Origin of the sequence: Imperialibacter sp. EC-SDR9 (genome assembly GCF_902498805.1) — a bacterium.
In the GTDB taxonomy this organism is placed as follows: Bacteria; Bacteroidota; Bacteroidia; order Cytophagales; family Cyclobacteriaceae; genus Imperialibacter.
Genome location: NZ_LR701588.1, coordinates 119,242 through 144,175 on the forward strand (window position 1 = coordinate 119,242; position 24,934 = coordinate 144,175).

Below are 24,934 nucleotides of genomic sequence, written 5' to 3' on the forward strand. Positions count from 1 at the left end.
ATGATGTCCATCATCCAACTGAATAATGAAGGTGGGTATATTCACCATATGCAATATTTATGTATTTAAACACCTAAGACTCATGGACAAATTAGCCGCCTCCGAAGACGTGCTTTTGCAGCCCTCGCTACTGAAAAAGCACAGGAAAACCAAGGAATGGCAGTCTGCCATTATGCTCTGGAAACAGGAACTTGACTTTTTTCAAAAGCTTTTGGATCAACATTCGGCTAAGTTCACTTCTATTGAAGACAAAAAAAGAATTGATCACTTTCAGAATCTCATCATTTACTACAAGGGCGAACTTCTCAACAACTTCGACACGAAGCTACGACTTCACGAAAAGCGGCTGGCAGAACTCACTAAAACGGTTGATGATTTGAAGGCTGAGTACAACAAGGAACACAATGGACTCATGGATGAGTTGGAGTCGCTCAACACGCAATTCCATAAATACCATGGCGAATTGCTGGAGTTTATGGAAAAGGCTGTATAAACCATTGCTTTTACGTGTAGTGTTGGTTCTTTTCTCCTGCGAAAAGTGAGCCATCCAAGCTGCGCTCTTGTGTGAAGGTGTCGGCGCTCTCCTCTGGTTGCACGACACACTGCCGACATTCTTAGCCCAACCGGGCATCCTGTGTTTTTGCGTCCTCGTTCAATCCGGTGACTATCCACAAGATAATAAAGCTCAGTATAGCTGCAAAAAAGCACCAGACGGAAATAACAAATCCCAAAAAGAACCACCTGGCTACCAGGTAGGACAGTGCAATGCAAACACCCAGGGTATACAACCGTTTAACGCTTGAAACAAACAATGAAACCACCGTAGGTATGGCATACAGCACTGAACTAATCCAGGTGAAAGCATAGGGGAAATCGAGAGAATAGTGGATATGCCCTACACTAATTTCTGCTGACACATCGAAAGCAAACAAGCAATACAGTATATAAGAAGAGAATATTAAACCCACAACAAGAAACGCTGCCAGAAACCTCTTCCGAACGCTATCCTTCTCCATCTTAAAAACAGCAAAGGGAATCCAGAAAGGCCAGATAACTTGTGCGAAAACCAAGAAGATGTATACGGGAAAACGGCTCCATGCGGCGTGCTCAGGGTTCGCCAGACCTATCCAAACCAAGCCTTCCGACACTTGCTGCGCCGCAAACATAAGCGGAATAGCAGCAAAAGGAATCTGTCGTGCATCCTTTACCTTTCGAAGCGTTACAACACCTACTGTGGCCAAAACTGCACTAGCCCCAAAACTTGCACTAGCTGAAAAACACATCTGGTTATCTTTGAGGTAAAAAACCAATGATGTGTTACACAGTGGTCTTGATTAGGGGAACAGGGAAGGAAATCATAATCAACACTTCAGGAGTACAGATTCCTTACCTGCTATTCAATACTGGGAATGTAGTCCTAAACCAATACAAATCCTAATAAAGCAGGACTGTACCGGCCGTAGCTCTTTGCACTATCAAAAGCACGATGGAGAATCAATAAGATCCAAACTCAATATGTACTATTGCCAACCGGCTAAAAAAATTGATTTCGTTTTTTCTGTTCTTAGCAAATGAAAAGAGTATTTCGAGCCCCATCCAAAACAGAAACCAGCCTGCGGGCTCAAACAACACCCGCAATAAGTTGATATAGAAATGTGGCAGATTCAAAAAAGAGATATAACTGGCAACCACCATTAAGGATAAACCAGCCAGAACGAAGTAAACACCCTTTGCCTTTACAGACTGTGATTCCTCTACTAATTGCTGGTACTGACTGCTAAAATAGCTCTCCAAGCGCTTGCGGATAACCTTTTCATCCTCCTCGTTTCTCACTGTACTGGGTGCGAGAAGCCTGAGAATTGAAATCCTTCCCTTCGAATCTTTGGCTACTTTCTTTAGCTGACTAACAAAATCATCGGAAACGGCTCTTTCGACAAAAGGCCGGGGGTCAAAATCTGAGAATATCTCACTATAGGCATCGATCCATAAAGTGACTACCACGGGATTCACTCCAGTGTTTTCACTTTCATGATCATTTCCTGAAGTCGCTTGCATGTTATGGTCAACTGCTAGTAGTTAGAACTACCGTAGATTCTTCTATCAATCCCATTTCTATGTACCACCCCTTTATATAGGTCGTCATGACCTCTTTGCTTATGTACGGGCTTAACAGGAAACTCTTTAAGAATACGGTCAATGGCCGGGTGTACATTATATTGAATATATGCCGGATCATAGATATCTCCCTCTGCGCTTCCTGTCCAAACCAGCTTCTTCAACTGCCGGTCATACATGTTGAGTGTGATTGTCCCTCTCACATAATTATGTGTGTAGGTAGTGACCTGATCGCCCCAGTAAGGAGGACGGTAACCCCATCCATACCACCCGTGCCAGGTATAAAACCGACGGTCGGGATAATAGTAGGGAAAGTAATAAGGGTTGTAAAAATAATACCCGGAGTACGGATAGGAATGATAGGTGACGATGCGCTCCTTTTTCTCATTCAACAGCACAAGATCGAGCACAAGGTCAGGTGACTCTACGTCGACCAAAAAGCCCCTTTGGGTCATACCATGGGTGATGTAATTCTTGACATTGTTACGAACAATATCATTGTCATAGGGTGTATTTTCAGACTCCTGCCCTGCTATGCTATCAGGCGCCCAGGCAAAAGTCTTGTAGCTGGTAAAATCGATGCTCCTATCGTAATTGGAATAGATAGTTCTATAAGTTTCGCAGCCGGCTAAAATGATCACCAAATCTATTGCCATCAATATTTTGATCAGCGAGTTCATGATTGTAACTGTTTAATTCTCCAGTCAATATCGGTATTAGAACCGTTCGGGAAAATGATTACGCTCTCATCTCATGATGATTTGTGTCACTGGCGTTTTTTACCGAAGACCTCAACAGATCAGCTATTGGATCATGCTGATAAAGTTCGAGGCTAAGGCTTTTGGCGACATTGTATCAGTACCCGCATTCCCTGCCACTTTAATGAGGAATGTCATGAACCCATCGTGATTTGGTCATTGGCTGCACTACCGATCAGCTTTATTTTTAAGTATGAAGAATATGAAGCCAGTCAGCAACAGCCAAAGCCCAAATCTAATGGACTACGATGCCTTATATAGGACTTTCTCCTGGACGGGTGAGCGCAAGCACCTCAGTGGCCTGCCAGAAAATGGTGGGCTCAATATTGCATATGAGGCTGTCGACAGGCATGCAAAAGGAAAACTGAAAGACAATGTTGCTATCCGTTGGATAAGGAAGGATCGCTCAAGGCAGGACTTTACCTATCAGGAATTGTCCGAACTCTCCAACCGCTTCGCTAATGTACTTGCCTCGCTTGGAGTGAAGAAAGGCGAAACCGTGTTCAACCTGACTGGCCGGATTCCCGAGCTTTACATAGCCGCCCTGGGATCCCTAAAGAAAGCGGCAGTGTTCTGCCCTCTCTTCTCGGTGTTTGGGCCGGAGCCGGTTTTCCAACGGATGTCAAAAGGTGAAGCAAAAGTGCTTGTGGCCACCCAGGAGTTGTTCACAAAAAAAGTGGAGCCACTACTCGACCGTTTGCCCAGCCTGAAACATGTGCTGATAACCGATGCGAAACAAGATATTGATGGCAAAGTACTTTCACTGCCTCTGCTGATGGAAAAAGCCTCCCCGGCTTTCAAAATCCCTTTAACGCAACCCGATGATCCTGCCTTGCTGCATTTTACCAGTGGCACCACTGGCATGCCCAAGGGAGCTTTGCATGTGCACAATGCCGTACTGACGCATTATGCTACAGGCAAGCTTGTACTTGATTTTCACCCCGGCGATATTTATTGGTGCACGGCTGACCCCGGGTGGGTTACCGGCACCTCCTATGGTATTATTGCTCCGTTGGTGAATGGGGTAACCAATATTGTAGACGAGGAAGAATTTGATGCTTTGAGATGGTACAATATTCTTGAGGAGCAGAAAGTAAACGTGTGGTATACCGCCCCCACTGCCATCAGAAGACTGATGCGGATGAGCATAGTGCCCCGTGAACAATACAATCTTGAGCACCTTAGGCTGGTATTGAGTGTGGGTGAGCCACTTGACGCTGAAGCCGTGCGCTGGGGACAGAGCACCTTTGGCGTGCCTGTGCTCGACAACTGGTGGCAAACAGAAACAGGAGGCATCATGATTTCAAACTACCTGACCTTCCCTGTCAAACCGGGTTCAATGGGCAAGCCTCTTCCCGGGATCGAAGCAGCCCTGGCAGAGGTGTCTGATGACGGTTTTAGCATCATTACCGAACCAGGAAAAGATGGACACCTTGTGTTGAAAAGAGGTTGGCCTTCGATGTTTAAAACCTACCTGCATCAGGAAGAGCGCTATAACAAGTGTTTCCGAGGCGACTGGTACCTCACCGGGGACTTGGCCCGCCGGGACGCCGATGGCTATTTCTGGTTTGTTGGCAGGGCGGACGACATCATCAAAACCTCCGGACATATGGTAGGACCTTTTGAGGTGGAAAGCGCCCTGATGGAGCACCCCGCTGTGGCCGAAGCGGCTGTCATCGGTAAGCCAGATCCACTTATTGGCGAACTCGTCAAAGCCTTTGTAGTGCTCAAAACAGGTAAGGAAGCAAATAATGAATTAAGGCTCGACATAACGGCCCATGCCCGGCGAAAGCTCGGTTCGGCAGTAGCTCCAAAAGAAATTGATTTTATCGAGGCGCTCCCAAAAACACGCAGTGGTAAAATACTGAGAAGATTGCTGAAAGCAAGGGAGTTAGGTTTGCCGGAAGGTGACACATCAACTTTAGAAGCAACCTGATGAAGAAGCAACCCAACATAGAAGACACCCTGCCAGTCGACCGGAAGCTGAGTCATAAGCTACTCTACCAAATGATGCTGATAAGAAGGTTTGAAGAGAAGGCTGCCGAAATGTATACAAAAGAAAAAATACGTGGCTTCCTGCATTTGTATATCGGACAAGAAGCCCTGGCTACCGGCATAATCAATTCACTATCTCCGGAAGACGGCATTCTTGCAACTTATCGTGAACATGGACATGCGCTTGTGCGAGGCATAGACGCAGGTGCCATCATGGCTGAAATGTACGGCAAACAGGAAGGCTGTAGCCGGGGACGAGGTGGGTCGATGCACCTTTTTGATGCCAAAGCCAGATTTTATGGGGGCAACGCCATAGTAGCGGGCCATCTTCCCATGGCCGTGGGCATGGCCCTTGCAGATAAAAAAATGGGGCGTAAACGGATTACCTGTTGCTTTTTTGGAGAAGGGGCAGCGGCCGAAGGAGAGTTTCATGAGGCGATGAACCTTGCCGCACTCTGGCGGGTGCCAGTCTTATTTGTTTGTGAAAACAACCTCTATGCCATGGGAACTTCTCTCGAGCATACTCATGCTGTTCACAACCTGGAGAAGAAAGCCATTGGGTATGGCATCAAGTCATGTATGGTCGATGGTATGAGGCTACTAAAGGTGCTCGATGGAGCTCAACAGGCCATAGATACAATCCGGGAAAGTGGCGAACCTTTTTTTATGGTGTGCAACACCTACAGGTTCAGGGCCCACTCGATGTTCGATGCAGAACTCTACCGAGAAAAGGAAGAAGTGGAAGAATGGAAAAAACGAGATCCCATCTTGATTTTTAGGGAATATCTCAACGAAAACAAGCTCATTTCTGAAAAGGAGGTAACAAAACTTGAACAACGCATTGAAGCAGAGGTGCAAAAGGCCGTCGACTTTGCAGAAGCAGGCACCTGGGAACCGGTAGAATATCTTACTAAATACGTTTACAGTGAAAGCGCCAACTGACACAAAGCCCTTGTGGGTCTGTCCAAAATGTGGTCGCCGGTTTCAAAGGCAGCGACAGGCGCATTCGTGCAATTTTTTTCCACTGGACAAGCATTTCGAAAGAAAGCCTGTTGCTGAACTATTGTACGACAAGTTTGAAACGGCTGTAAAACGGCAGGTTGGTTCCTTCAAAGTAGAGTCGCTGAAATGCTGTATCCACTTTGTAAGTAGCGTCACCTTTGCAGCCGTGTTTGCTTTAAGAGACCGCATAAGGGTGGATTTCGCCCTGAACCGTGAAATAAAAAGTGAGCGCCTCCACAAAGAGGCAAAGCTCTCTGCCCACCGCTATCTGTATCTGGTAGAAATAAAAAGCGACAAAGACATTGACAAAGAGCTGCTTCAGTGGATACACGAAGCAGCCCAGCCATTGACGAGAAAAAATGAATGACAAACAAACCATAAAACTCACCTATCGGGAAGCCCTGAAACAAGGCATGCTTGATGCGTTGCGAAATGACGACAGGGTATTTCTAATGGGAGAAGACGTGGGCAGTTATGGAGGCGCCTTCGCCGTAAGCAAAGGGTTTCTGAAGGAGTTCGGCCCCGACCGCATCATGGACGTACCTTTGTCAGAGTCCGGCTTTACCGGCGCAGGCATTGGTGCCGCCCTCGGAGGAATGCGGCCCATTGTAGAGATCATGACGGTCAATTTCAGCTTGCTGGCGTTTGACCAGATCGCCAACAATGCGGCTACATTGCTTCATATGTCGGGCGGACAGCTCAGTGTGCCGGTAGTTATCCGCATGAGTTGTGGCACAGGCCGACAGCTGGCAGCTCAGCACTCTCACAGCTGGGAACCGTTATTCGCCCATATACCAGGCTTAAAGGTGATTTCTGCGGGCACACACGAAGACGCCCGAATGATGCTTCAGCCGGCCATCGACGATCCTGACCCTGTTATTCTTTTTGAGTACACCGCCATGCTTAACATGGAAGGAGAAATACCTGCCGACATTCAATCTGTTGATATTAGCAAAGCCAGGGTGAGAAGAGAAGGAAGTGACATTTCAATCATCACTTATGGATCGGGAGTTTACAAAGCCCTTGGGGCTGCCGCCGAGCTGGCCGAGGCGGGCATTGCAGCGGAAGTAGTGGATCTTCGTGTACTCAGGCCGCTTGATACCGCAACCATTGTTGCCTCTGTTTCCAAAACTCACCGTGCAATAATTGTGGAAGATGCCTGGCAGTCGGTCAGCATATCGTCAGAAGTAAGCGCCAGGATCATGGAGAAGTGCTTCTATGATCTGGATGCCCCAGTGGAGCGGCTGTGTGGAATTGAAGTACCCATGCCCTACCCCAAACACCTTGAGGAGGCGTCACTTCCTCAAAAAGATCAGATTGTAGCACTTGTAAAAAAAATAGTGAACTATGGTTGAGTACCGCATGCCAAGCTTGGGGGCCGATATGGAGGCCGGGTTTCTTCGGGAATGGAGAGTGAAGCCTGGTGATCATATAAACAGAGGCGACATCATTGCTGAAGTTGAAACCCAAAAAGGTATTATCGAAATAGAGGTTTTCGATGAAGGCATTATTGGAGAGCTTTTGCTTAAAATAGATGATAAAGTTCCTGTTGGCACTCTGATGACACACATACTGACCGAAAGTGAGGCAAAAACAGGAATGAAGGTAGGCGAGAAAGAGGAAGAAAAAGTACCGCCCAAAGAAGCTGAGATTGAAGAAAAGGAAGCCAAAGTGGCTGGGGAGGCAGCAACCCCGCCGCCGGCAATCCCTACTCCGCCACCCATTCCGGTTCACCGTATCAGGGCCTCTCCCCTGGCCAAAAGAATAGCCGCAGAAAGAGGAATTGATATTTCACTGATAAAAGGAAGTGGGCCGGAAGGAGCGATTACACGGAAAGACGTTGAGGAGGCTGTGACTACGCAGCCACGTCCACTCTCTGAACAAGCTTCATATGATGCGGCACAACAGCCGACGCCGGAGAAATCGACCACAGACACCATGCGGATGGCGATAGCAGCTGCTGTGAGCAGGTCGAACCGGGAAATCCCCCACTACTACCTCCAGACAAAAGTTGACATGAGCCTGGCTCTGGCCTGGCTTACCGACACCAACAAGCAACGATCCGTTAAAGACAGGCTTCTACCTGTGGTGCTTTATGTCAAGGCAACTGCACGGGCGCTGGAGGAGGTGCCTGACATGAACGCATGGTGGGACAATGGGCTACAACGTAAAAAGGATATTCACATTGGGTTTGTGGTTTCTCTCCGCACTGGGGGTATTATAGCCCCTGCCATTCACGATGCCAATAAAAAATCGACAGACGAGCTGATGAAAGACCTGTCAGATCTTATTCCAAGAGCAAGGGCTATGAGACTAAGAAGTTCAGAGCTTGTCGACTCAACCATTACTGTTACCAGCCTTGGCGACAACACAGTAGAAACCATGTTCGGTGTCATTTACCCCCCTCAGGTGGCGCTTGTAGGTTTTGGGGGCATAAAAGAAGAGCCCTGGGCCGAAAACGGTATGGTGGGTGCAAAGCCCGTGCTAACCATCAGTCTCTCAGCCGATCACAGGGCTACCGACGGAAGTACAGGCAGCAGGTTTCTTACTGAACTAAAAAAATACCTGAATCAACCAGAATTGTTATGAACGAAGAAGAGATCAAACAAACCGTAATACGCCTTTTGAAGAACATAGCCCCAGATATGAACCCTGAAGAGCTTCAGCCGGATGACAGTATTCGTCAAACGCTGGGAATTGATTCCTTCGATTCTCTACAGTTTGTGGTAGCCATGGATGAAGCTTTTGGCATAGATACGCCCGAAGAAGATTACGGGAAGATTCAAACAATGAAAAGCCTTCTTGAGTACATCAAGTCTAGAATGAGGAAGTGACAGAATTGCTGTAGGTCAATTTGGGCTGTCAAGAGGCAGAAGTCAGCAGTTGTTTTAAAAATAGCCATTTGACTTTTTAATTTAAAACGTCTGTAAACCCTGAGTGCCTTGGCCGGAGATATGTCGACAAGAAAATCTCAATTACTCCGACAAAGCCTGCCCGGAAAACTACAGCAAAGTGATTGATGGAATGAACTACGCACCCGGTCACACACTATTACAGGCACATACTCAAACTTCAATCTTACAATGAGCAAGCAGGCTGGCACCCGAGATGCCCCCGCGAAACAAAATGACGAAGATCACAATGGCACATGCCACCTTATGATAGCAGTCATCAAATGCTATATACAGTGGGGGTAACTTGAATCTGCAATCAAAGAAAGAATTTGATGAAAACAGAGCTCCCTTTTGAAGCCGTCCGAAAAAAATGCAAGCCTTCCAGCATAAAAAAGCTTTTGGCCAAATCAACTGCTTCGGGGGATGTTATTATTGGTCAGGAACGTGCCGCAAAAGCCCTCAAATTCGGGTTGGGCATCAAAGCCAATGGGTTCAACATATTCGTGTCAGGCATTCAGGGCACAGGAAAGCTAACTACAGTTAAAAACTATATAGACGGGCCCGCAAAAAAAGAATCCCCACCCAATGACTGGTGCTATGTAAACAATTTTCAAGACCCCTATCAGCCTACAAAACTGCCCCTGCCTTCCGGGAAAGCAGTTGAGTTCAAAACAGACATGAAAATACTGGTGCAGGATGTTCATCAAACGCTGGTAAAAGCCTTTGAAAAAGAAGACTTCATCAATCGAAAAGGTAAGATTATCGACGCATTTACTCTTCGCCAAAAGAACCTGTTCAAAGACATCAATGAACGTGCGGCAAAAGAATCAATATTGATCGAAGAGACCCCTGTAGATATCGTCACAGTGCCCCTGAAAAATGGGAAGCCAATGACAGACAATCAATTCAACAAGCTAAGCGAAGAAAAAAGAAGAGAAATCAGGAAAAAGCAAGACAGGTATATTGATGAAATAAAAAAGCTGATTCGTGAGGCAAGAAGATTTCAAAAGGAAACGAATGAAGCCCTGGAGAAACTTGAAAAAGAAGCGGCCAGCTTTGCGATAGGCTCACTCATTGAAGAAATAGAAGAGAAGTATGAAGCGTTGCCCCAGGTAATGCAACACCTAAAGAATATAAAAGAGGACATTCTTGCTAACCTGCCAGGTTTTATCGGCTATGAGAAACCTGATGAAGAAATAGCTTTAGAACCCTTTCTTAACAACAATTTCGTTAAAAAATACGAGGTCAATATCCTTGTGGACAATGGCACAACAGCCGGATCGCCTGTAGTAATTGAGCTCAACCCTACTTACAATAACTTGTTTGGCCGGGTAGAGAAAGAATCTCAAATGGGCACATGGCTTACTGATTTAACCCTCATTCGGAAAGGATCGCTGCATCAGGCCAACGGAGGTTACCTGATTATTCAGGTGGAAGACTTGTTCAAGAACCTTTTTTCGTGGGAAAGTCTAAAAAGGGCTTTGAAAAATAAAGAAATCGTCATTGAAGAAGCAGGCGATCAATGGGGGTTCATTACCACCAAAACCTTAAAGCCCGAACCTATCCCTTTAAACGTAAAAGTGGTGCTGCTGGGCGACCCACTATACTACCATTTGCTCTACACCAACGACAGCGACTTTAAGGAATTGTTTAAGGTGAAGGCCGATTTTGATGTTTTGATCCCACGTAACGACCAAAGCATGAGCGACTACATTGGTTTTTGCAACAGATTAAGTCAAAAGGAAGGACTGAGCTTTCTAAATGATGAAGCCCTGGCCAAAATGATAGAGCATGGGTCACGCCTGGCTGGAGACCAGAACAAACTGAGCACTGTTTTCAGCGAAGTATCGGACGTGATCAGAGAAGCCAACTACTATGCCTCGGTGGAAGGTTCAGCTAAGCATATTGGGGGGCCTCATATTCAAAAGGCCATTGAAGAGAAAGTATACAGGTCGGCACTGGTGCGTGATCATATCAATGAAATGATTGCCAACAAGCAACTGCTTATAGACCATAAGGGAAAAAAGGTGGGACAGGTAAACGCCCTTTCGGTGATTCAGCTGGGAGATACTGAATTTGGTATTCCAAATAGGATCACCTGTAGCAGTAACCTGGGGAAAGATGGTGTAATGGCGATTGAAAAGGAAGCCGAACTCAGTGGACCCATTCATACCAAAGGCGTAATGATTCTTTCAGGCTACCTGGCCGAAAAATACTCACAAAACAAACCAGTGAGCCTGGATGCACGGATTGTGTTTGAGCAAATGTATGCTGAAATAGAGGGCGATAGTGCATCCAGCAGTGAGCTATATGCAATCTTATCCAGCCTTTCAGGTGTTCCTATCAGGCAGGGCATTGCTGTAACAGGCTCCGTGAATCAAAAAGGCCAAATACAGGCCATTGGTGGCGTGAATGAAAAAATCGAAGGCTATTTTGAAGTATGCAAAATTCTGGGCTTTAATGAAGAACAAGGAGTGATTATTCCTGCCTCCAATGTACGCAACCTTATGCTGCGTGAAGAGGTACAGGAAGCCATCAGGAAGAACAAATTTAAAGTTTGGGCTGTAGACACTATCGACGAGGGAATGGAGATTCTTACCGGCCTCAAAGCAGAACCAATGGAAACCAAAGGTACATTGTCATATTTAGTGAATAAAAAACTGAATGACTATGCCAATAGAATGAAGGCCTTTTCCGACAATGGTGAACAAGTGACCAACTAATCTTTTTCAATACTTTATGAAAACTGCTTAATACTCAGTGGGCCTATCGAATAGCCGGCAGTTTTTTTGAAAACACCTTCCACTTTAAAAATCCGGTTGAGTTAAAACAAATAAGAGAAGGCGGAATATTCACTCCGCCTTCCGGATCAGCATAGTTATAGCTCTTTTTTAAAGCCATTATGCTATGCTGCCTGTATAACCCAACCTTATCCCTCTAAATGGCACTGCGCTTTTTGTCAATTCTTCAGGCATTAGTTTCATGCCTATCATAGCAATTACTTTTTTGCGCCCTGGTCGTTTAGCCGGATAAGGCTTTGTTTATGTCGTATTAAACTTAACCATAGCTACAACTATTCACTATGACCGCCGTCACCGGCACTGAAGAGCTTCATCATTACCATGATGGCTGTGAATGATTTTCGTTATGCCAATCCGTCCATGCACCATACGGATTGTCATAGCCTCACACTTGAACACCCTTTGCCAGTGCCTCATTAATTTTTTTCGGCAATGTCCCCAGCGCATGGCTTATTTCCTCCTGGCTTATATACAATGCCATGGTCCTGATCACAGCCTTCACGGCCTCAAGTATTTCTTCCTGACAACCGAAATCTCTCCAGGCTGTGCTCCCTTCGGCTTCGGCTATCTCCACCAGAAAGTCGTCAACATTTTTTACTCTGGGGTAATCGTCCAATTTCCAACCATCCACATATACCGCCTTCAAGGCCATAGGTAATTGAGCCAAGAGCTGCATTGACTCTTCGGTCGTAATATGCCTTCGCAGTACTCTGAAGGTACTTCTCAGTATACGGGCGGCATGCGCCCTGTCTTCCACACCAAGATTTGCCTCAAGCTGATGAATAAACTCATTGCCTCTCATTGCGTATTTTTCAAAATCGAGTACCATCGTCTTTTTGTTTTATATAAAACATTCATTTTGAAGTGTTAAGCTTAGGTTCTGCCTCCACTTTCATTCAAAATAAAGCTATCCATACCTTCACAAATCACCAATGACTTCCATTGGAATTGTAGTGATTGTTATCACTCTAAAACCCTTTACGAAAATGATTTATGAAGACAACAATCCTTGCCTGGCGTGATGGTGGTCATAGACTAAAAAGGAGATTGGCAATAGATTCGGGAAGACTAAAAATTGAATTAACGGAAGTAAATATTAATTATCATGAAAAGTTTTCTGAAAAACACCGTTTTGCTGGCGGCACTGTTTGCAGCAGGCTTTATGGCCCAGGCGCAAATTGTGACCCCCGACCTTAGCCCTTTCGCAACGCTTTCTCAAAAAATCGGATTTAGCGAGGTTCATGTTGAGTATTCACGTCCAAGTGTCAGAGGACGAATAGTATTTGGTGAACTTGTACCGTATGATAAAGTCTGGCGACTGGGAGCCAATGCTTCAACCAAGCTTTACATAAAAGAAGGCATTACAATTCAAGATTCATACAAACTAACTCCCGGAATTTATGCGCTCTATGCAATTCCCGGTAAAGAAGAATGGACTATGATCATCAGTCGTGATCCATGGCTTTGGGGGGCTTTCGACTATACAGATAAATATGATGTGGTGCGATTTAAGGTAAAGCCGCAACCACTCAAAGAGCCCGTTGAAACCTTTACTATTCAATTTGCCAATGTATGCCCGAACTGTGCTGAGCTTCAATTTTTCTGGGATTACACCAAAGTAGGGTTCAGGATTACCACGAGTGTGGATGAAAAAGTTGTGGCAGAAATTAAAAAATTCACCAACAACCCTGAAGCGAAAATTGCCGGAGAATACTACATAGCTGCCAAATACTATCTCGATACCAACAGAGAGCTTGCCCAGGCTTTAACCTGGATAGAAAAAGCTTTGGAATACAGCCCCGAGGCCTATTGGATGATGCATACCAAAGCAGAGATCCAGGCTAAAATGGGAGACTTCAAAGGTGCCATAGAAACCGCCACTCTTTCCAAAGACTATGCCAAAGCAAAAAACGATCAGGACTATGTTCGAATGAACGAAATGGAAATCGAGAGATGGAAAGAATTGAGGAAAAACAAGTCTGAATAATTTAGAAATCGGAACACTGCATTGAATTACGAAGACTACGGAAGTTCAGCTATCTCCTTCTTCCTTGAATGGAGGCGGTTCCCTTCCGTAGTCTTTTCTTTCTCACCCCCTGTTCAAAAACAGTCGCAGAGGCCCTGGCGCAGAAAAGTCTTTTCAGAAAGTGAAATAGCGATTCTGACTTTCAATGCGTGATATATGTCATGCCCTCACTGGACAACAATCATTCCTAATACATCAAAGTAAAGCCACTTTTATTACTACGATAACCATAATAGCAGTGGCAAAGAAAACAACTCAAAAAAAGCTTACAAAGCCACCCAGAAGCTCAAACGCAGGGACTTCTGGCGATGGTTATAAATTTCCCAGGCCAACTAACGGGAGCTGGTTGAGTCTTCTGTTCCTGGTTATTGCGTTTATCCTTATTTCAAGAAGCAATTTCTTCTCTTCTCCTCAAGTAGTAACATGGCAGAAATTTGAAAAGGAAATCTTCAGCAAAAATGCAGTGGATAAGATAGTGGTACTCAACAAGGCAGCTGCAGAAGTTTATATAAAACCAGAGTTAGCAGAGGATTCCACTTTCAGCAAGGTTTTAAAGTCTCCCTTTGGCGGCATTGCCTCAGGTCCCCACTACACTTTCAATATTGGCTCTGTTGATGCCTTTGAAAGAAAAATGGAGCAGGCCCAACACGACTTTCCCGACGTGGAGACAATAAACGTGAGCTATGAAGACAGCATTGGCTGGGGACAGATTCTTCTTTGGCTGGTTCCGTTGGGTCTTTTTTTTCTATTCATGCGTTTTTTTATGCGCACCGGCGCTGGAGGCGGAAGCTCCCCTTTTAGCTTTGGTAAATCGACAGCACGCCTGCTGGAAAATGAAGGGAAGAGTACCGTTACTTTTGACGACGTGGCCGGGCTGGAAGAGGCCAAGCAGGAGGTTAAAGAAATTGTCGACTTTTTAAAAACACCCCAAGACTACACAAAGCTGGGTGCCAAAATCCCAAAGGGCGTAATCATTGTTGGCCCTCCGGGAACAGGGAAAACCCTCCTTGCCAAAGCAGTGGCAGGAGAAGCTCAGGTACCATTCTTTTCATTGTCAGGCTCTGAGTTTGTAGAAATGTTCGTCGGTGTGGGTGCCTCCAGGGTGCGTGACCTTTTCAAAAGAGCAAAAGAAAAGGCTCCCTGTATTGTTTTCATTGATGAAATAGACGCCGTGGGCAGAACAAGAGGGAAAAACACGCTCTACAGTGGTGCTAACGATGAAAGGGAAAGCACCCTCAACCAGCTACTGACGGAAATGGACGGGTTTGGAACCAATACAGGTGTGATCGTGTTGGCAGCAACCAACCGGGCCGATGTCCTTGACCCTGCCCTGCTACGACCCGGACGGTTCGACCGGCACATTTACCTCGAACTACCTAATCAGGCAGAACGAAAAGAAATTTTCAATGTGCATCTGAAGCCGCTGGTGCTATCAGAAACTGTAGACACAGCCTTTCTTGCCTCCCAAACACCTGGGTTTTCGGGAGCCGACATCGCCAATATATGCAATGAAGCAGCCCTAATTGCCGCCCGCAAGAAAAAGGAGAAAGTAGAAAAACAGGATTTTCTCGATGCTATCGACAGGATCATTGCAGGGCTTGAAAAGAAGAGTAAGATCATTTCATCACAAGAAAAGAAGGTCATTGCCTATCACGAAGCAGGCCATACAGTGGCCAGCTGGCTGTTGGAACATATTGATCCGCTGGTGAAAGTATCGATCATTCCCCGTGGAAAATCCCTTGGAGCTGCCTGGTACCTACCTGAGGAAAGGCAAATAAGAACCTACTCCCAGTTTGCACAGCAGCTTACTGCCGCCCTTGCTGGCCGTGCCGCTGAGGAGGTCATTTTTGGCGAGGTGTCGTCCGGTGCGGTTGACGATCTTGAGAAAGTAACGAGAGAAGCTTATGCTATGGTGGCCTATTATGGATTCAACAAGAAGCTTGGGAATATTAGTTTTTATGATTCCACCGGTCGTACGGATGCAGGTTTTCAAAAACCCTACAGCGAAGAAACAGGAAAAATTATCGACGATGAAGTGCGCAAACTGATAGACAAAAGCTACAACGAGGCCAAAACAATTTTGACAGCGCACAAAAAAGAACTAGCTGCATTGGCAGAATTGCTCCTGAAAAAGGAAATCGTTTTCTCGGATGAAATAGAGAAAATTCTGGGAAAACGCACAACGTACGAACCTCCCCCACTCGCAGTATCAACACATTGATCAGTCATGTCAGCACATCTGTCCAAAGAAAACCAGCAAGAAAGTGTCGCCGATTATTTGGTATCACATTCACATTCATTGCAAACCTCCGAGGATCTTGATGAACTCATTGAAAGGGCCGGAGATAAGAAAATTGTTATGCTGGGTGAGGCGTCGCACGGAACCCACGAGTACTACAAATGGCGGACATTAATTTCGCAGCGGCTTATCAAAGAAAAAGGGTTCTATTTTATTGCTGTTGAAGGCGACTGGCCAGATTGCTACAGGGTTAACCGATACATCAAGAATTATTCGGGGGCGGGGAAAAGTGCATTTGAAGTTTTGCATGCTTTTAACAGGTGGCCTACCTGGATGTGGGCCAACTGGGAAGTACTCGCCCTGGCCGAATCGCTATACAATCACAACAAAACACTCCCCATCAACAAAAAGGTGGGGTTCTATGGATTGGATGTCTATAGCCTGTGGGAATCGATGGAGTCCATCATAAACTATCTCCAAAAGACAGATCCGTCGGCACTGACTTACGCAGAAAAAGCCTTTCAATGTTTTGAACCCTACAAAGGCGACGAGGGAACAACATACGCCTATGCGTCAGCCATGGTACCTGAACCCTGCACCCGGGAGGTAGTAGATTTGCTCAGAGAGATTCAAAAAAGGGCTCCCCAATACAATTCTGATCAGGAAAACGTGTTTAGTGCCGAGCAAAATGCCTTGGTTGCTCAAAATGCTGAAAAATACTATCGGGCAATGCTTCATGGTGGAAACCAGACCTGGAATATTCGTGACACACACATGATGCAAACCCTGACAAGGCTTTTGGAGCACCATGGAAAGGATGCAAAGGCGATAGTGTGGGCGCATAACACGCATGTTGGTGATGCCAGGGCTACCGATATGCGGTTTGAGAAGATGCACAACATTGGAGAACTAGCGAGGAAGGAATATCTCAACGACAACGTTTTTCTGGTAGGCTTTGGCTCTTATAAGGGAAGTGTGGTAGCAGCGTCCGGCTGGGGCCAGAGGCTACAATATATGATGGTTCCCCCGGCCATAACCGGCAGCTGGGAAGACCTCCTCCAAAAGTCTCGTTTACAAAACACTTATTTTCTTATGGATGACTTCAAACAAAATGCATTCTTCTACAACGAAATAGGACACAGAGCCATTGGAGTGGTATATAACCCTGACACAGAAAAACGTGGCAATTATGTCCCAAGCGTCATTCCTGCCAGGTACGATGCATTTATGTTTTTTGAGGAAACAAAAGCACTACATTCTCTCCACATAATGCCTGAGGGACATCAAATGCCTGAAACCTACCCATTTGGTGTGTAGGGCAACAGAAGCACTTTCAATGATGGCAATCAATCAAGTGCGGACGGCGTAGTCAGAGCGGCACTATGAATCGTTGACAATTATATCATCTACTCCAAGGGGTCCTGGCCAAATGAAAATCATTGTACCCAAATGATGAAGATCATCGATAGAGTCCCCTCAATCTATTAACTTAAGTCTTGTTGTAATCAAAACCTCAAAGTTATGAAAACGGGAATAGCAATATTAGGTATAGTAGCCGGGATGGCCGCAGGTGCCGTTATAGGTTTGCTTTTTGCCCCCCAAAAAGGAGCAAGAACAAGGAAGAACCTTTTCGAAAAAAGTGAAGATTTTGCTGAAGCAGTGAATGACAAGGTGGAGAAGAAGTTCAATGAACTGATGAACACTTTTTCAGACAAAATCATTAAAAGTAAGGCGAATTAGGGTGCTTCATCTGCAAAAACACAGGCCATAAGTTAACAATAGCCAATGAAGGCTTCTGAAATACCCACGGATTTTAAGGCCCTGAATGTAACAAGCGCTGCCTTTGGCAACGGAGGAATCATCTCAGGGAAGTATACCTGTGATGGTAAGAATGTTAACCCGCCGCTTGACGTCAGCGAAATACCTTTGGAAGCAAAGAGCCTGGTGCTGATAGTAGAAGATCCCGATGCCCTGGGCAAAACCTGGCTGCATTGGTTGGTATGGAATATCCTCTCATGCATCATATCATGGAAAACACAGTGCCTGGCACTGAAGGAATGAATGATTTTATGAAGACTGCTTATGGAGGCCCCTGCCCGCCCTCAGGAACACATCGGTACTTTTTTTTAAGGTTTATGCTCTGAACACCCTTCTTGACCTGGCGGGAGGTGCGTTCAAAAGCCAGGTAGAAGAAGCTATGCGAGACCACATTATCGCTTATGGGAACCTACAAAAGAGCATCCCCTTAAGTTCCATACACTTTTTGCTAAGTTTAGAGTTTTGCGGAGAGCACTCTGACAACTTTCGAATATTTTGTGCTTCATCAGTATTCTTCTAACCGACAACAACTCTACTACATGGTCACAACTACAACCATAAACATATATTCGTTTCAATGCTATGGGAAACTGTGCCGGTAGCAAAACGGTGCCTATGTAGGATCAATCTGTATTCCTGGGCATTGAATGATTAGTGTGTGGCCAAATAAAAAGTAAAACTGGTTCAATGTGTCTCGCCCGGCCGGGTTAGGCTTGGACCTTTTGCTTTTTTTAGCCACTCGGGATATTGCCGTTAAAAGTCAACCCCCCAGATTTTCCACTTGACCCCTAATGACCTTCTAAGTATCCTGAAAGCACACCACTGGATTCGGCCTCCATGGCCTTCGTCTCTGTCACCCGGTTTTTCTGCCAGCATGTGAATGAATTCATTTCCACTCACTGCATATTTCTCAAAATTGATGGCCATCATGCCAGCTATTGGGCTAGCCGTTCAAGTTTAGCCTTGTTAAGTATCTTAATTCCATTATTTAAAATCTCCACAAGTCCCTCATCTTTGAAGTCTGCCAGGGTGCGATTAAGCGATTCAGTGGCAGTGCCAATCAGATTCGACATGTCTCTGCGGCTCACTGAAACAAAACAATAAGGTATTGGCTCGCAAAGGGTGATGAGTGATCTCGCCACACGTTGTCTTACCGATTGGTAAGCCAGATCAAGCAACCTGTTTTCAGTTTGCTCAATGGTGCCCGCCAATAGCTTGATGAATTTTCTTGCCAATTCCTTGCTGGCATAAACTGCATTGATAAACTCAACCTTTGGAACAATAACCAACTCCGACTCTTCCATGGCTTCAGCACTTTCCTGGTTAGGTCTTTCCTCCAAAACATAGATGTGCCCAAGGAAATCAGCCACTTTGTAAATACCTGTGATCAGCTCTTTACCTTCATAATTGAGCTTGTAGGTTTTTATTTTTCCCTTCCTTATAAAAAAAACTTCATTATTCGTTTGGCCCTCCATGAAGATGAATTCTCTTTTTCGAAACGTGCGCATAGGTTTACCCGCCAGCAATTGATCAACAGCTTTGGCTTCCCTTGCTTCGTTAAAGAGTAGATTGATATTATTGGAATCGCCTCTCAACCCGGGATTTTGCGCCAGCCTTTTCTTCAGTCGTATTCTAACAATTTCCAATAACTCAGTGGCGCTGAATGGTTTAGTGACATAGCCATCAGCGCCAAGGCTCATTGCAGTTTTAAGATCGTTGTGGTCAGTTTTGCCGGTAAGGAAAACAAAGGGTATTTGGGCAGTTTCCGGCTCACTATTGAGGATATAAAGCACTCCATGTCCATCGAGCTCTGGCATGGAAACATCACACAATATTAAATCAGGAAATTCCTTCTTTGCCAATTCTACACCCGTTTTTCCATTGGACGCAGTTAAAACTCTGTAGTGAGCAAGTTGTAGGATTTCACTGATGTTATCAGCTATTTCCTCGCAGTCATCAATCACCAAAATTGTCTGATCCATTTCAATTAAAAATTGCACCCATTGTCCTCGTCGGCCTGGGTTGGATAAGTGTATTCTTCATAACGGTCACAAATTGGGCAAAATCATTTCATCTTAATTGCCCTTCTGTTGAACTCAATATCTCTCTCAAAAAAACCAGATCGCAAGCCGCTGCAAAATCCGCCAAACTATTTATATCCAAATTTCAGTTTCTAAGGAAGAATCCCTTTTTACAAAAGCAAAAAGGGCCTTTTAATTACCAGAAAATTTCCAGAATGATGCGCCGAGAAACTACTCAACGAATAAAGATATCTCCTGGTAGTCTCTTATTTCATGACATTCGTTCTTGCTGTTCATGATAGAAGTCATCATTTTTAAGACAGGGAAAAGAGAAACGAACCGTGTGTTGAAAAAAGGGAAAACATCCGCAACATCTTGATTGATGTATTGCTCAAAAATAACAGGCGGGATTGGTAATTTGGCTAGCTGAATAACGACATGAAGCGAGTATTTTTTTCGTGAGGTTTTGCCTTTTCCGCCAGTTGTGCAACAAACCAGTTGGCAGATATTTTAGCCACCTCCTCCAGAGCGCCCGGCTCCTCAAAGAGATGAGAGGCTCCGCCTACCACCTCCAGATGCTTCCTGCAGTTTAGTTTTTCTGAAAACTCCCTGTTCATATACAAAACTTCCGAATCGTGCTCCCCCACTATTAACAGTGTTGCTGCCTTCACCAGGGCCAGACTGGGCTCAGCCAGGTCAATCCTCCCTCCCCTGCTAACAATCGCCTTCACCACGTTTGGGAGCACCGCAGCGGCTGCAAGCGCACTTGCCGCCCCTGTGCTTGCCCCAAAATACCCTACCGGTAGGCCACTGACCAGAGGAAGGCTGGTCAGCCACTTTGTTACCTTCACAAGCCTTTGTGTAAGCAGCGGGATGTTAAATCTGTAGGTCGGAGTTTTGTCCTCTTCCCGGGTCAGGAGGTCAAAAAGAAAGGTTACTATACCATTTTGTTGCAGCTCTTTAGCCACAAAGTTGTTTCTGGGGCTAAGCTTTGAACTGCCGCTTCCGTGAGAAAAAATAACTAGTGCAGTAGGCTTTTCAGGAACGTACAGTTCGCCCTCCAGCACTGCTCCGTCAACCGGAATGCATATTTTATGTTGATATTCTGTATTCATGATTGATGGGTTTAGGCATCCAGAAGTAACGGTGGCTCTGCAGCCCTTCTGTTCAGCTTTTTGATAGCGAGAAACGACAACTTTTCTTCAGCCGCAACCTCCCAGCCAAGCAATGTATTGAAGGCCAGCCGGGGATCATCCAGCTTGAGTTCAGTTGCAAAACCTGCACAGGTCCCATAGCCTGCTATCTTGTAATGACATATTTTTTGAATGCAGGCGGCAAACACGGCGTCTTTCAGGTGACTCGGGGCGGTCTGATGCAAAATTTCCGCCGTCTCGCTCAGCAGCTTTTCCATCACTTCGCTGCCGCCATTAGCTGGCACCACAAGCATATCGCCAAATACCTCCTCTAATTTGATGATCTTATCCTGGCAACTGCTGATGTACTTTTTAACCTCAGCTTTCAAGTCTTCCGCACTCATTTGTGAAATGCATTTCAAAAGTGCTATCTGCACTTGCTTTTCAGCATGGTAAAGATCAGTTGCATAGTAAACCAACACCTCCCGAAGATTAGAAATAGTTTTCATGATCTATCGTTTTGTTCTATAGCGAAAATACCTACTCCGGCACCGGGAACATATGACAGAGGTAGTCGGTTGCAGATGATTCGTGTCATCAGCCGACAAGAAGCCACTAAAGATTTACAGCCGAAAGTCCTGATTTCTGATGACACAGATCACTGAAAATAAATGAGTTATTATAGAAATTACTACTGCAAATCACATTGACGTTATGACAGAGTCAAACAAAAAACTGGCGGCCATATTTAAGAACATCGCTGCCAGCTACCGCTTTTTAGGCGGAGAAAATCCCTTTCGGGCGATCGCTTACGACAAAGCATCAAGATCCATTGCCTCTTTGCCGGAAGACATCTCCGTCTATATCTCCAACGGAACAACAGAAGATATCCCGGGAGTTGGTGAGTCGATGGCTGAAGACATCCAGGAATTTGCCGCTAAGGGCACGGTGCCTCGCTTCGAAAGGTTGAAATCGAAGGTGCCCATAGACCTGCTGGAGCTCATGGACATCAGCGGATTTGGCCCGCAGTCGCTGAAAACCATCTACACGAAGCTTCATCTGCAAACAAAGGATGAAATCGTGGATGCGCTAAAAGACGGCACCATAGCAAGGCTTTATGGTTTTGGTGCCAAAAAAGTGGAAACCATGATGCGGGGCTTAAAACTTCACAAAACCATCGAAAACAGAATGTTGCTTTGGGAGGCCCTGGAAGTGGGCAATAAGATTGTAACGGCATTCGAAAAACTTCCATTTGTACAAAAAGCGGCCCTTGCGGGAAGCCTTCGACGAGGCAGGGAAACGATTGGCGACATCGACGTGCTGGTGGCTGTGCTGGACAAGGATAGAAAAAAAGTGGCCGACCACTTTACAAAGCAGGACGTGGCCGCCAGAATTCTGGTGAAAGGCGACACTAAAGTGAGCATACTTTTGAAAGACCTGAAAAGGCAGGCCGACCTTCGGATAGTAACTCCCGACGAGTGGGGCTCTGCCCTGCAGTACTTCACCGGCTCCAAAGAACACAATATTCATCTTCGTACCAAAGCCAGAGACATGGGTTTCAAGGTAAGTGAATATGGTGTTTTCGAAATTCAAAGTGGCCGGCGTGTGGGAGGTGCAACAGAAAAAGAAGTGTACAACCTGCTGGGCATGCAGCTTATGCCAGCAGAAATGAGGGAAGACAAGGGTGAAATTGGGCTGGCCGCCATGCATCGCATTCCAAAGCTCGTGGAGCTGAGTGATATCAAAGGAGATCTTCAAATGCACTCTACCTGGTCCGACGGCATCAAAACACTGGAAGAGATAGCCAGCTATGTTATACAAAATTTTCCTTACGACTATATAGCGATGACCGACCACTCTAAGGCATCCAGGATCGCAAAAGGAATGGATGAAGAGGGATTTCTCCGGCAGATAAAGGCCATCAGAGAACTCAATAGCAAGCTTGGCAAAAACTTTATAAAGTCAGGCGCAGAAGTTGATGTTCTTGCCGACGGGTCGCTGGATCTTTCGGAGGAGGTGCTTTCTCAGCTGGATTGGGTAACGGCGTCGATACATTCCGGGCTTCGCAGCAACAACACCGACAGGTTAATAAAGGCTTGTGAGAGCCCCTGGGTGCATTGCATAGGGCATCCTACCGGGCGCCTCATTGGCAGAAGAGAACCCTACCCTGTAGACTTCAAGCGCCTGCTGGAGGCAGCCAAAGAAACGGGTACCGCATTGGAAGTCAACGCCCAGCCAAACAGGATGGACCTCAACGATGAGCTGGCCAGGCAAGCCCGAGAGGCGGGAGTGATGCTGGTGATCAGCACCGATAGCCATTCGCCTGAGAATTTTTCCTACATGAAAATCGGAGTCACCGTTGCCAGGAGAGCCTGGTGCACCGCCGACAATATTCTTAACACAAGGTCATGGAACGAAATCGAAAAATTCATTAGAAATAAGCAGAAGACGATGAAGGTACACGCCTGATCGACTTCCGTATCCCGGCATGATCTGCCTTTGAAAACATTTCTCTTCCCCCATCAACTCAACAGCCTTAGCGTTCATAACCGAAAATAATAGAACCATGGAAACAATACTTTATGCCACCGATTTCTCCGATAACGCCGAAAAGGCGCTCATCGCCGCTATCAACCTGGCGAAGGCCAGCGACGCTCAACTCACACTTTTGCACGTGTTTGATCTTCCGGTGGGGTGGGATTACCCACGCCTGCAGGACACGCCCGGAATGGAGGACGACCTGAAACAAAAGCTGGAGAACCTGTTCAACAGGCATGCAAAAGGCAAAGCCAAAGAACTAAACGTTAGTTTTCAGGTAGTTGAAAACACATCGATTGCCTATGGCATCATATCTGTGATCAATGAACTACAGGCCGATCTGGTCGTTGTGGGCTCCAGAGGAGAAAGCAAAGCCAAAGAAATTATTGTTGGCAGCACCACAAAAGCACTTGTGAGAGAAGCTCCCTGCCCGGTGTATGCAGTGCCAGCACAGGCTACTGCGGCGGCGCCCGAAAAAGTGCTCTATGCTACCGATTTCTACGAGGCTGATTTGGCAGCTATTCAAAAGCTGGTAGATTTCCTTAAGCCATTTTCGCCGGATATCACCGTTGTGCACGTGAGCCTTCCCGGGGAAGCCAGGGACGAAACGAAAATGGAATGGTTTAAAGGGCTGGTGCAGGAGCAGGTTTCTTACGACAAAATGACATTCCAGGTACTGCTGGCCGATGATATTTACGAAAGGCTCACCAGCTATATAAGCCAATACAAATTTGATTTGCTGGTCATGCTGGAAAAAGGGCCTGTTGGAGCTCTGGAACGACTATTCCACAAGGACCTGGTGACTAAAATGGAATTCAAAACTTCTCAGCCTGTATTGAGCTTCAATGAAAAATACCTGCAGTTGCTGGAAAGAGACTGGTATGATGTAGAATGAATCAGGGCCATCTGAACCAATGGTTGCAGATAAAAACAAAGAGAATTTCCTCCCGGAAATTCTCTTTGTTGCCTGACCACTCACTGCAATCGGGAGGCTATTTTATAAAAACCACTCCAAGACCAACAGTCCAAAAAGAATGGCCCTCATCTGTGTCTGGCTTTTTGAAAACCTGGTTGTATTTCACCGATGCCTTAAGGCCTGCAAAGTGCCACGGAGAATAGGTCACACCTGCTTCGGGCTTTAAGCTAAAACGCCAGGCATCTTCATTCCAACGGTATAGTCCCATGTCGGTGGTGCGGTTGGAAAATAAGGTGCCGACACCAAAGCTGGCATAAGGCTGCCAGTTACTCTCTTTCAGAAAAAAGTACTGACCAGTGAGGTGAACAGGCATCACGTTTGAATAACGATACTGAATACCCGAAAGAGATGCCGTCCCATCCTCGTACGTGGCGTAGGGTTTTCTTTCATAGAAAGCATTCCATCCTATGCCGGCTCCAATGGCAAAAGACGGACTGACCTTGAAATTGTAATCTATGGCCATTCCACTATAGCTCGAATTTTCAATATAGTCTTTGAAGTCTCCGACCGGAATACCCAAATGATACTGTATGGAAGTATATCCCTGAGCATGGAGGTCAGTGAAAAAAAACTGGCTCATGGCTATCAAACTGATGATTTTCAAAATATTCTTCATAG

25 protein-coding genes are annotated in these 24,934 nt (G+C 45.8%); 16 read left to right on the forward strand and 9 right to left on the reverse strand.

Annotated features, from left to right (window positions below; all coding sequences use genetic code 11):
• The first annotated feature begins 82 nt into the window (after positions 1-82).
• Positions 83-493, forward strand: a complete 411-nt coding sequence (locus GC130_RS16205) for a hypothetical protein (protein WP_151999379.1) — start codon at positions 83-85, stop codon at positions 491-493.
• A 121-nt stretch (positions 494-614) separates the two neighbouring features.
• On the opposite strand, the gene GC130_RS16210 is transcribed toward GC130_RS16205, so the two are convergent.
• The 3 genes from GC130_RS16210 to GC130_RS16220 form a co-directional block, all read right to left on the reverse strand.
• Complete coding sequence (locus GC130_RS16210) at positions 615-1,283, reverse strand: DUF6629 family protein (protein ID WP_151999380.1); 669 nt, start codon at positions 1,281-1,283, stop codon at positions 615-617.
• Between the two features lie 211 nt (positions 1,284-1,494).
• Positions 1,495-2,055, reverse strand: a complete 561-nt coding sequence (locus GC130_RS16215; RefSeq protein ID WP_151999381.1) for a hypothetical protein — start codon at positions 2,053-2,055, stop codon at positions 1,495-1,497.
• Between the two features lie 14 nt (positions 2,056-2,069).
• The gene (locus GC130_RS16220; RefSeq protein WP_151999382.1) at positions 2,070-2,795 is read right to left on the reverse strand and encodes a DUF4136 domain-containing protein; all 726 of its coding nucleotides are present in this window, start codon (positions 2,793-2,795) and stop codon (positions 2,070-2,072) included.
• Positions 2,796-3,075: 280 nt separating this feature from the next.
• Between GC130_RS16220 and acsA the strand changes: the two genes are divergently transcribed.
• The 7 genes from acsA (at position 3,076) to GC130_RS16255 (ending at position 11,487) form a co-directional block, all read left to right on the forward strand.
• Positions 3,076-4,809 carry an acetate--CoA ligase gene (gene acsA, locus GC130_RS16225; protein WP_226940522.1) on the forward strand — a complete coding sequence of 578 codons (1,734 nt, stop codon included), beginning with the start codon at positions 3,076-3,078 and terminating at the stop codon, positions 4,807-4,809.
• Positions 4,809-5,810 (forward strand): pyruvate dehydrogenase (acetyl-transferring) E1 component subunit alpha, encoded by a 1,002-nt coding sequence (gene pdhA, locus GC130_RS16230; protein WP_151999384.1) that lies wholly within the window; start codon positions 4,809-4,811, stop codon positions 5,808-5,810. Before acsA ends, pdhA begins: the two co-directional genes overlap by 1 nt.
• Positions 5,794-6,237, forward strand: coding sequence for a DUF5655 domain-containing protein (locus GC130_RS16235; protein ID WP_151999385.1), 444 nt, complete (start codon positions 5,794-5,796; stop codon positions 6,235-6,237). Before pdhA ends, GC130_RS16235 begins: the two co-directional genes overlap by 17 nt.
• Positions 6,230-7,225, forward strand: a complete 996-nt coding sequence (locus GC130_RS16240) for an alpha-ketoacid dehydrogenase subunit beta (protein WP_151999386.1) — start codon at positions 6,230-6,232, stop codon at positions 7,223-7,225. Before GC130_RS16235 ends, GC130_RS16240 begins: the two co-directional genes overlap by 8 nt.
• Positions 7,218-8,459, forward strand: a complete 1,242-nt coding sequence (locus GC130_RS16245; RefSeq protein WP_151999387.1) for a dihydrolipoamide acetyltransferase family protein — start codon at positions 7,218-7,220, stop codon at positions 8,457-8,459. Before GC130_RS16240 ends, GC130_RS16245 begins: the two co-directional genes overlap by 8 nt.
• Positions 8,456-8,704 carry an acyl carrier protein gene (locus GC130_RS16250; RefSeq protein WP_151999388.1) on the forward strand — a complete coding sequence of 83 codons (249 nt, stop codon included), beginning with the start codon at positions 8,456-8,458 and terminating at the stop codon, positions 8,702-8,704. Before GC130_RS16245 ends, GC130_RS16250 begins: the two co-directional genes overlap by 4 nt.
• A gap of 392 nt (positions 8,705-9,096) precedes the next feature.
• Positions 9,097-11,487, forward strand: a complete 2,391-nt coding sequence (locus GC130_RS16255; protein WP_151999389.1) for a Lon protease family protein — start codon at positions 9,097-9,099, stop codon at positions 11,485-11,487.
• Positions 11,488-11,950: 463 nt separating this feature from the next.
• Here GC130_RS16255 and GC130_RS16260 read toward each other — a convergent pair whose 3' ends face one another.
• Entirely contained in the window at positions 11,951-12,394 is a 444-nt protein-coding gene (locus GC130_RS16260) for a DUF2267 domain-containing protein (protein ID WP_151999390.1), read from the reverse strand.
• A 276-nt stretch (positions 12,395-12,670) separates the two neighbouring features.
• On the opposite strand from GC130_RS16260, the gene GC130_RS16265 reads away from it, so the two are divergent.
• From GC130_RS16265 to GC130_RS29275, 6 genes are all read left to right on the forward strand, one after another.
• The gene (locus tag GC130_RS16265) at positions 12,671-13,552 is read left to right on the forward strand and encodes a DUF2911 domain-containing protein (protein ID WP_151999391.1); all 882 of its coding nucleotides are present in this window, start codon (positions 12,671-12,673) and stop codon (positions 13,550-13,552) included.
• A 277-nt stretch (positions 13,553-13,829) separates the two neighbouring features.
• On the forward strand, positions 13,830-15,812 hold the full coding sequence (gene ftsH / locus GC130_RS16270) for an ATP-dependent zinc metalloprotease FtsH (RefSeq protein ID WP_226940523.1): 1,983 nt from the start codon (positions 13,830-13,832) through the stop codon (positions 15,810-15,812).
• 6 nt (positions 15,813-15,818) lie between these two features.
• Positions 15,819-17,147, forward strand: coding sequence for an erythromycin esterase family protein (locus GC130_RS16275; protein WP_151999393.1), 1,329 nt, complete (start codon positions 15,819-15,821; stop codon positions 17,145-17,147).
• 204 nt (positions 17,148-17,351) lie between these two features.
• Positions 17,352-17,570, forward strand: coding sequence for a YtxH domain-containing protein (locus tag GC130_RS16280; RefSeq protein ID WP_151999394.1), 219 nt, complete (start codon positions 17,352-17,354; stop codon positions 17,568-17,570).
• 45 nt (positions 17,571-17,615) lie between these two features.
• The gene (locus GC130_RS28895; RefSeq protein ID WP_201568400.1) at positions 17,616-17,891 is read left to right on the forward strand and encodes a YbhB/YbcL family Raf kinase inhibitor-like protein; all 276 of its coding nucleotides are present in this window, start codon (positions 17,616-17,618) and stop codon (positions 17,889-17,891) included.
• Between the two features lie 8 nt (positions 17,892-17,899).
• Positions 17,900-17,974, forward strand: coding sequence for a hypothetical protein (locus GC130_RS29275; RefSeq protein ID WP_370455791.1), 75 nt, complete (start codon positions 17,900-17,902; stop codon positions 17,972-17,974).
• Between the two features lie 427 nt (positions 17,975-18,401).
• On the opposite strand, the gene GC130_RS28630 is transcribed toward GC130_RS29275, so the two are convergent.
• The 4 genes from GC130_RS28630 to GC130_RS16300 form a co-directional block, all read right to left on the reverse strand.
• A complete protein-coding gene (locus GC130_RS28630; RefSeq protein WP_193217883.1) occupies positions 18,402-18,578 on the reverse strand; it encodes a hypothetical protein in 177 nt (58 codons plus the stop codon).
• Between the two features lie 5 nt (positions 18,579-18,583).
• Positions 18,584-19,630, reverse strand: coding sequence for a response regulator (locus tag GC130_RS16290; RefSeq protein WP_151999395.1), 1,047 nt, complete (start codon positions 19,628-19,630; stop codon positions 18,584-18,586).
• A 461-nt stretch (positions 19,631-20,091) separates the two neighbouring features.
• A complete protein-coding gene (locus GC130_RS16295; RefSeq protein ID WP_151999396.1) occupies positions 20,092-20,784 on the reverse strand; it encodes a dienelactone hydrolase family protein in 693 nt (230 codons plus the stop codon).
• A gap of 11 nt (positions 20,785-20,795) precedes the next feature.
• Positions 20,796-21,311: a ferritin-like domain-containing protein gene (locus GC130_RS16300; RefSeq protein ID WP_151999397.1), complete on the reverse strand. Its 516-nt coding sequence runs from the start codon at positions 21,309-21,311 to the stop codon at positions 20,796-20,798.
• A 205-nt stretch (positions 21,312-21,516) separates the two neighbouring features.
• Here GC130_RS16300 and polX point away from each other — a divergent pair, with 205 nt between their 5' ends.
• Positions 21,517-23,271 (forward strand): DNA polymerase/3'-5' exonuclease PolX, encoded by a 1,755-nt coding sequence (gene polX, locus GC130_RS16305; protein ID WP_151999398.1) that lies wholly within the window; start codon positions 21,517-21,519, stop codon positions 23,269-23,271.
• A 97-nt stretch (positions 23,272-23,368) separates the two neighbouring features.
• On the forward strand, positions 23,369-24,235 hold the full coding sequence (locus GC130_RS16310) for a universal stress protein (RefSeq protein ID WP_151999399.1): 867 nt from the start codon (positions 23,369-23,371) through the stop codon (positions 24,233-24,235).
• Between the two features lie 97 nt (positions 24,236-24,332).
• On the opposite strand, the gene GC130_RS16315 is transcribed toward GC130_RS16310, so the two are convergent.
• Positions 24,333-24,932 (reverse strand): outer membrane beta-barrel protein, encoded by a 600-nt coding sequence (locus tag GC130_RS16315; protein WP_151999400.1) that lies wholly within the window; start codon positions 24,930-24,932, stop codon positions 24,333-24,335.
• Positions 24,933-24,934: the final 2 nt, after the last annotated feature.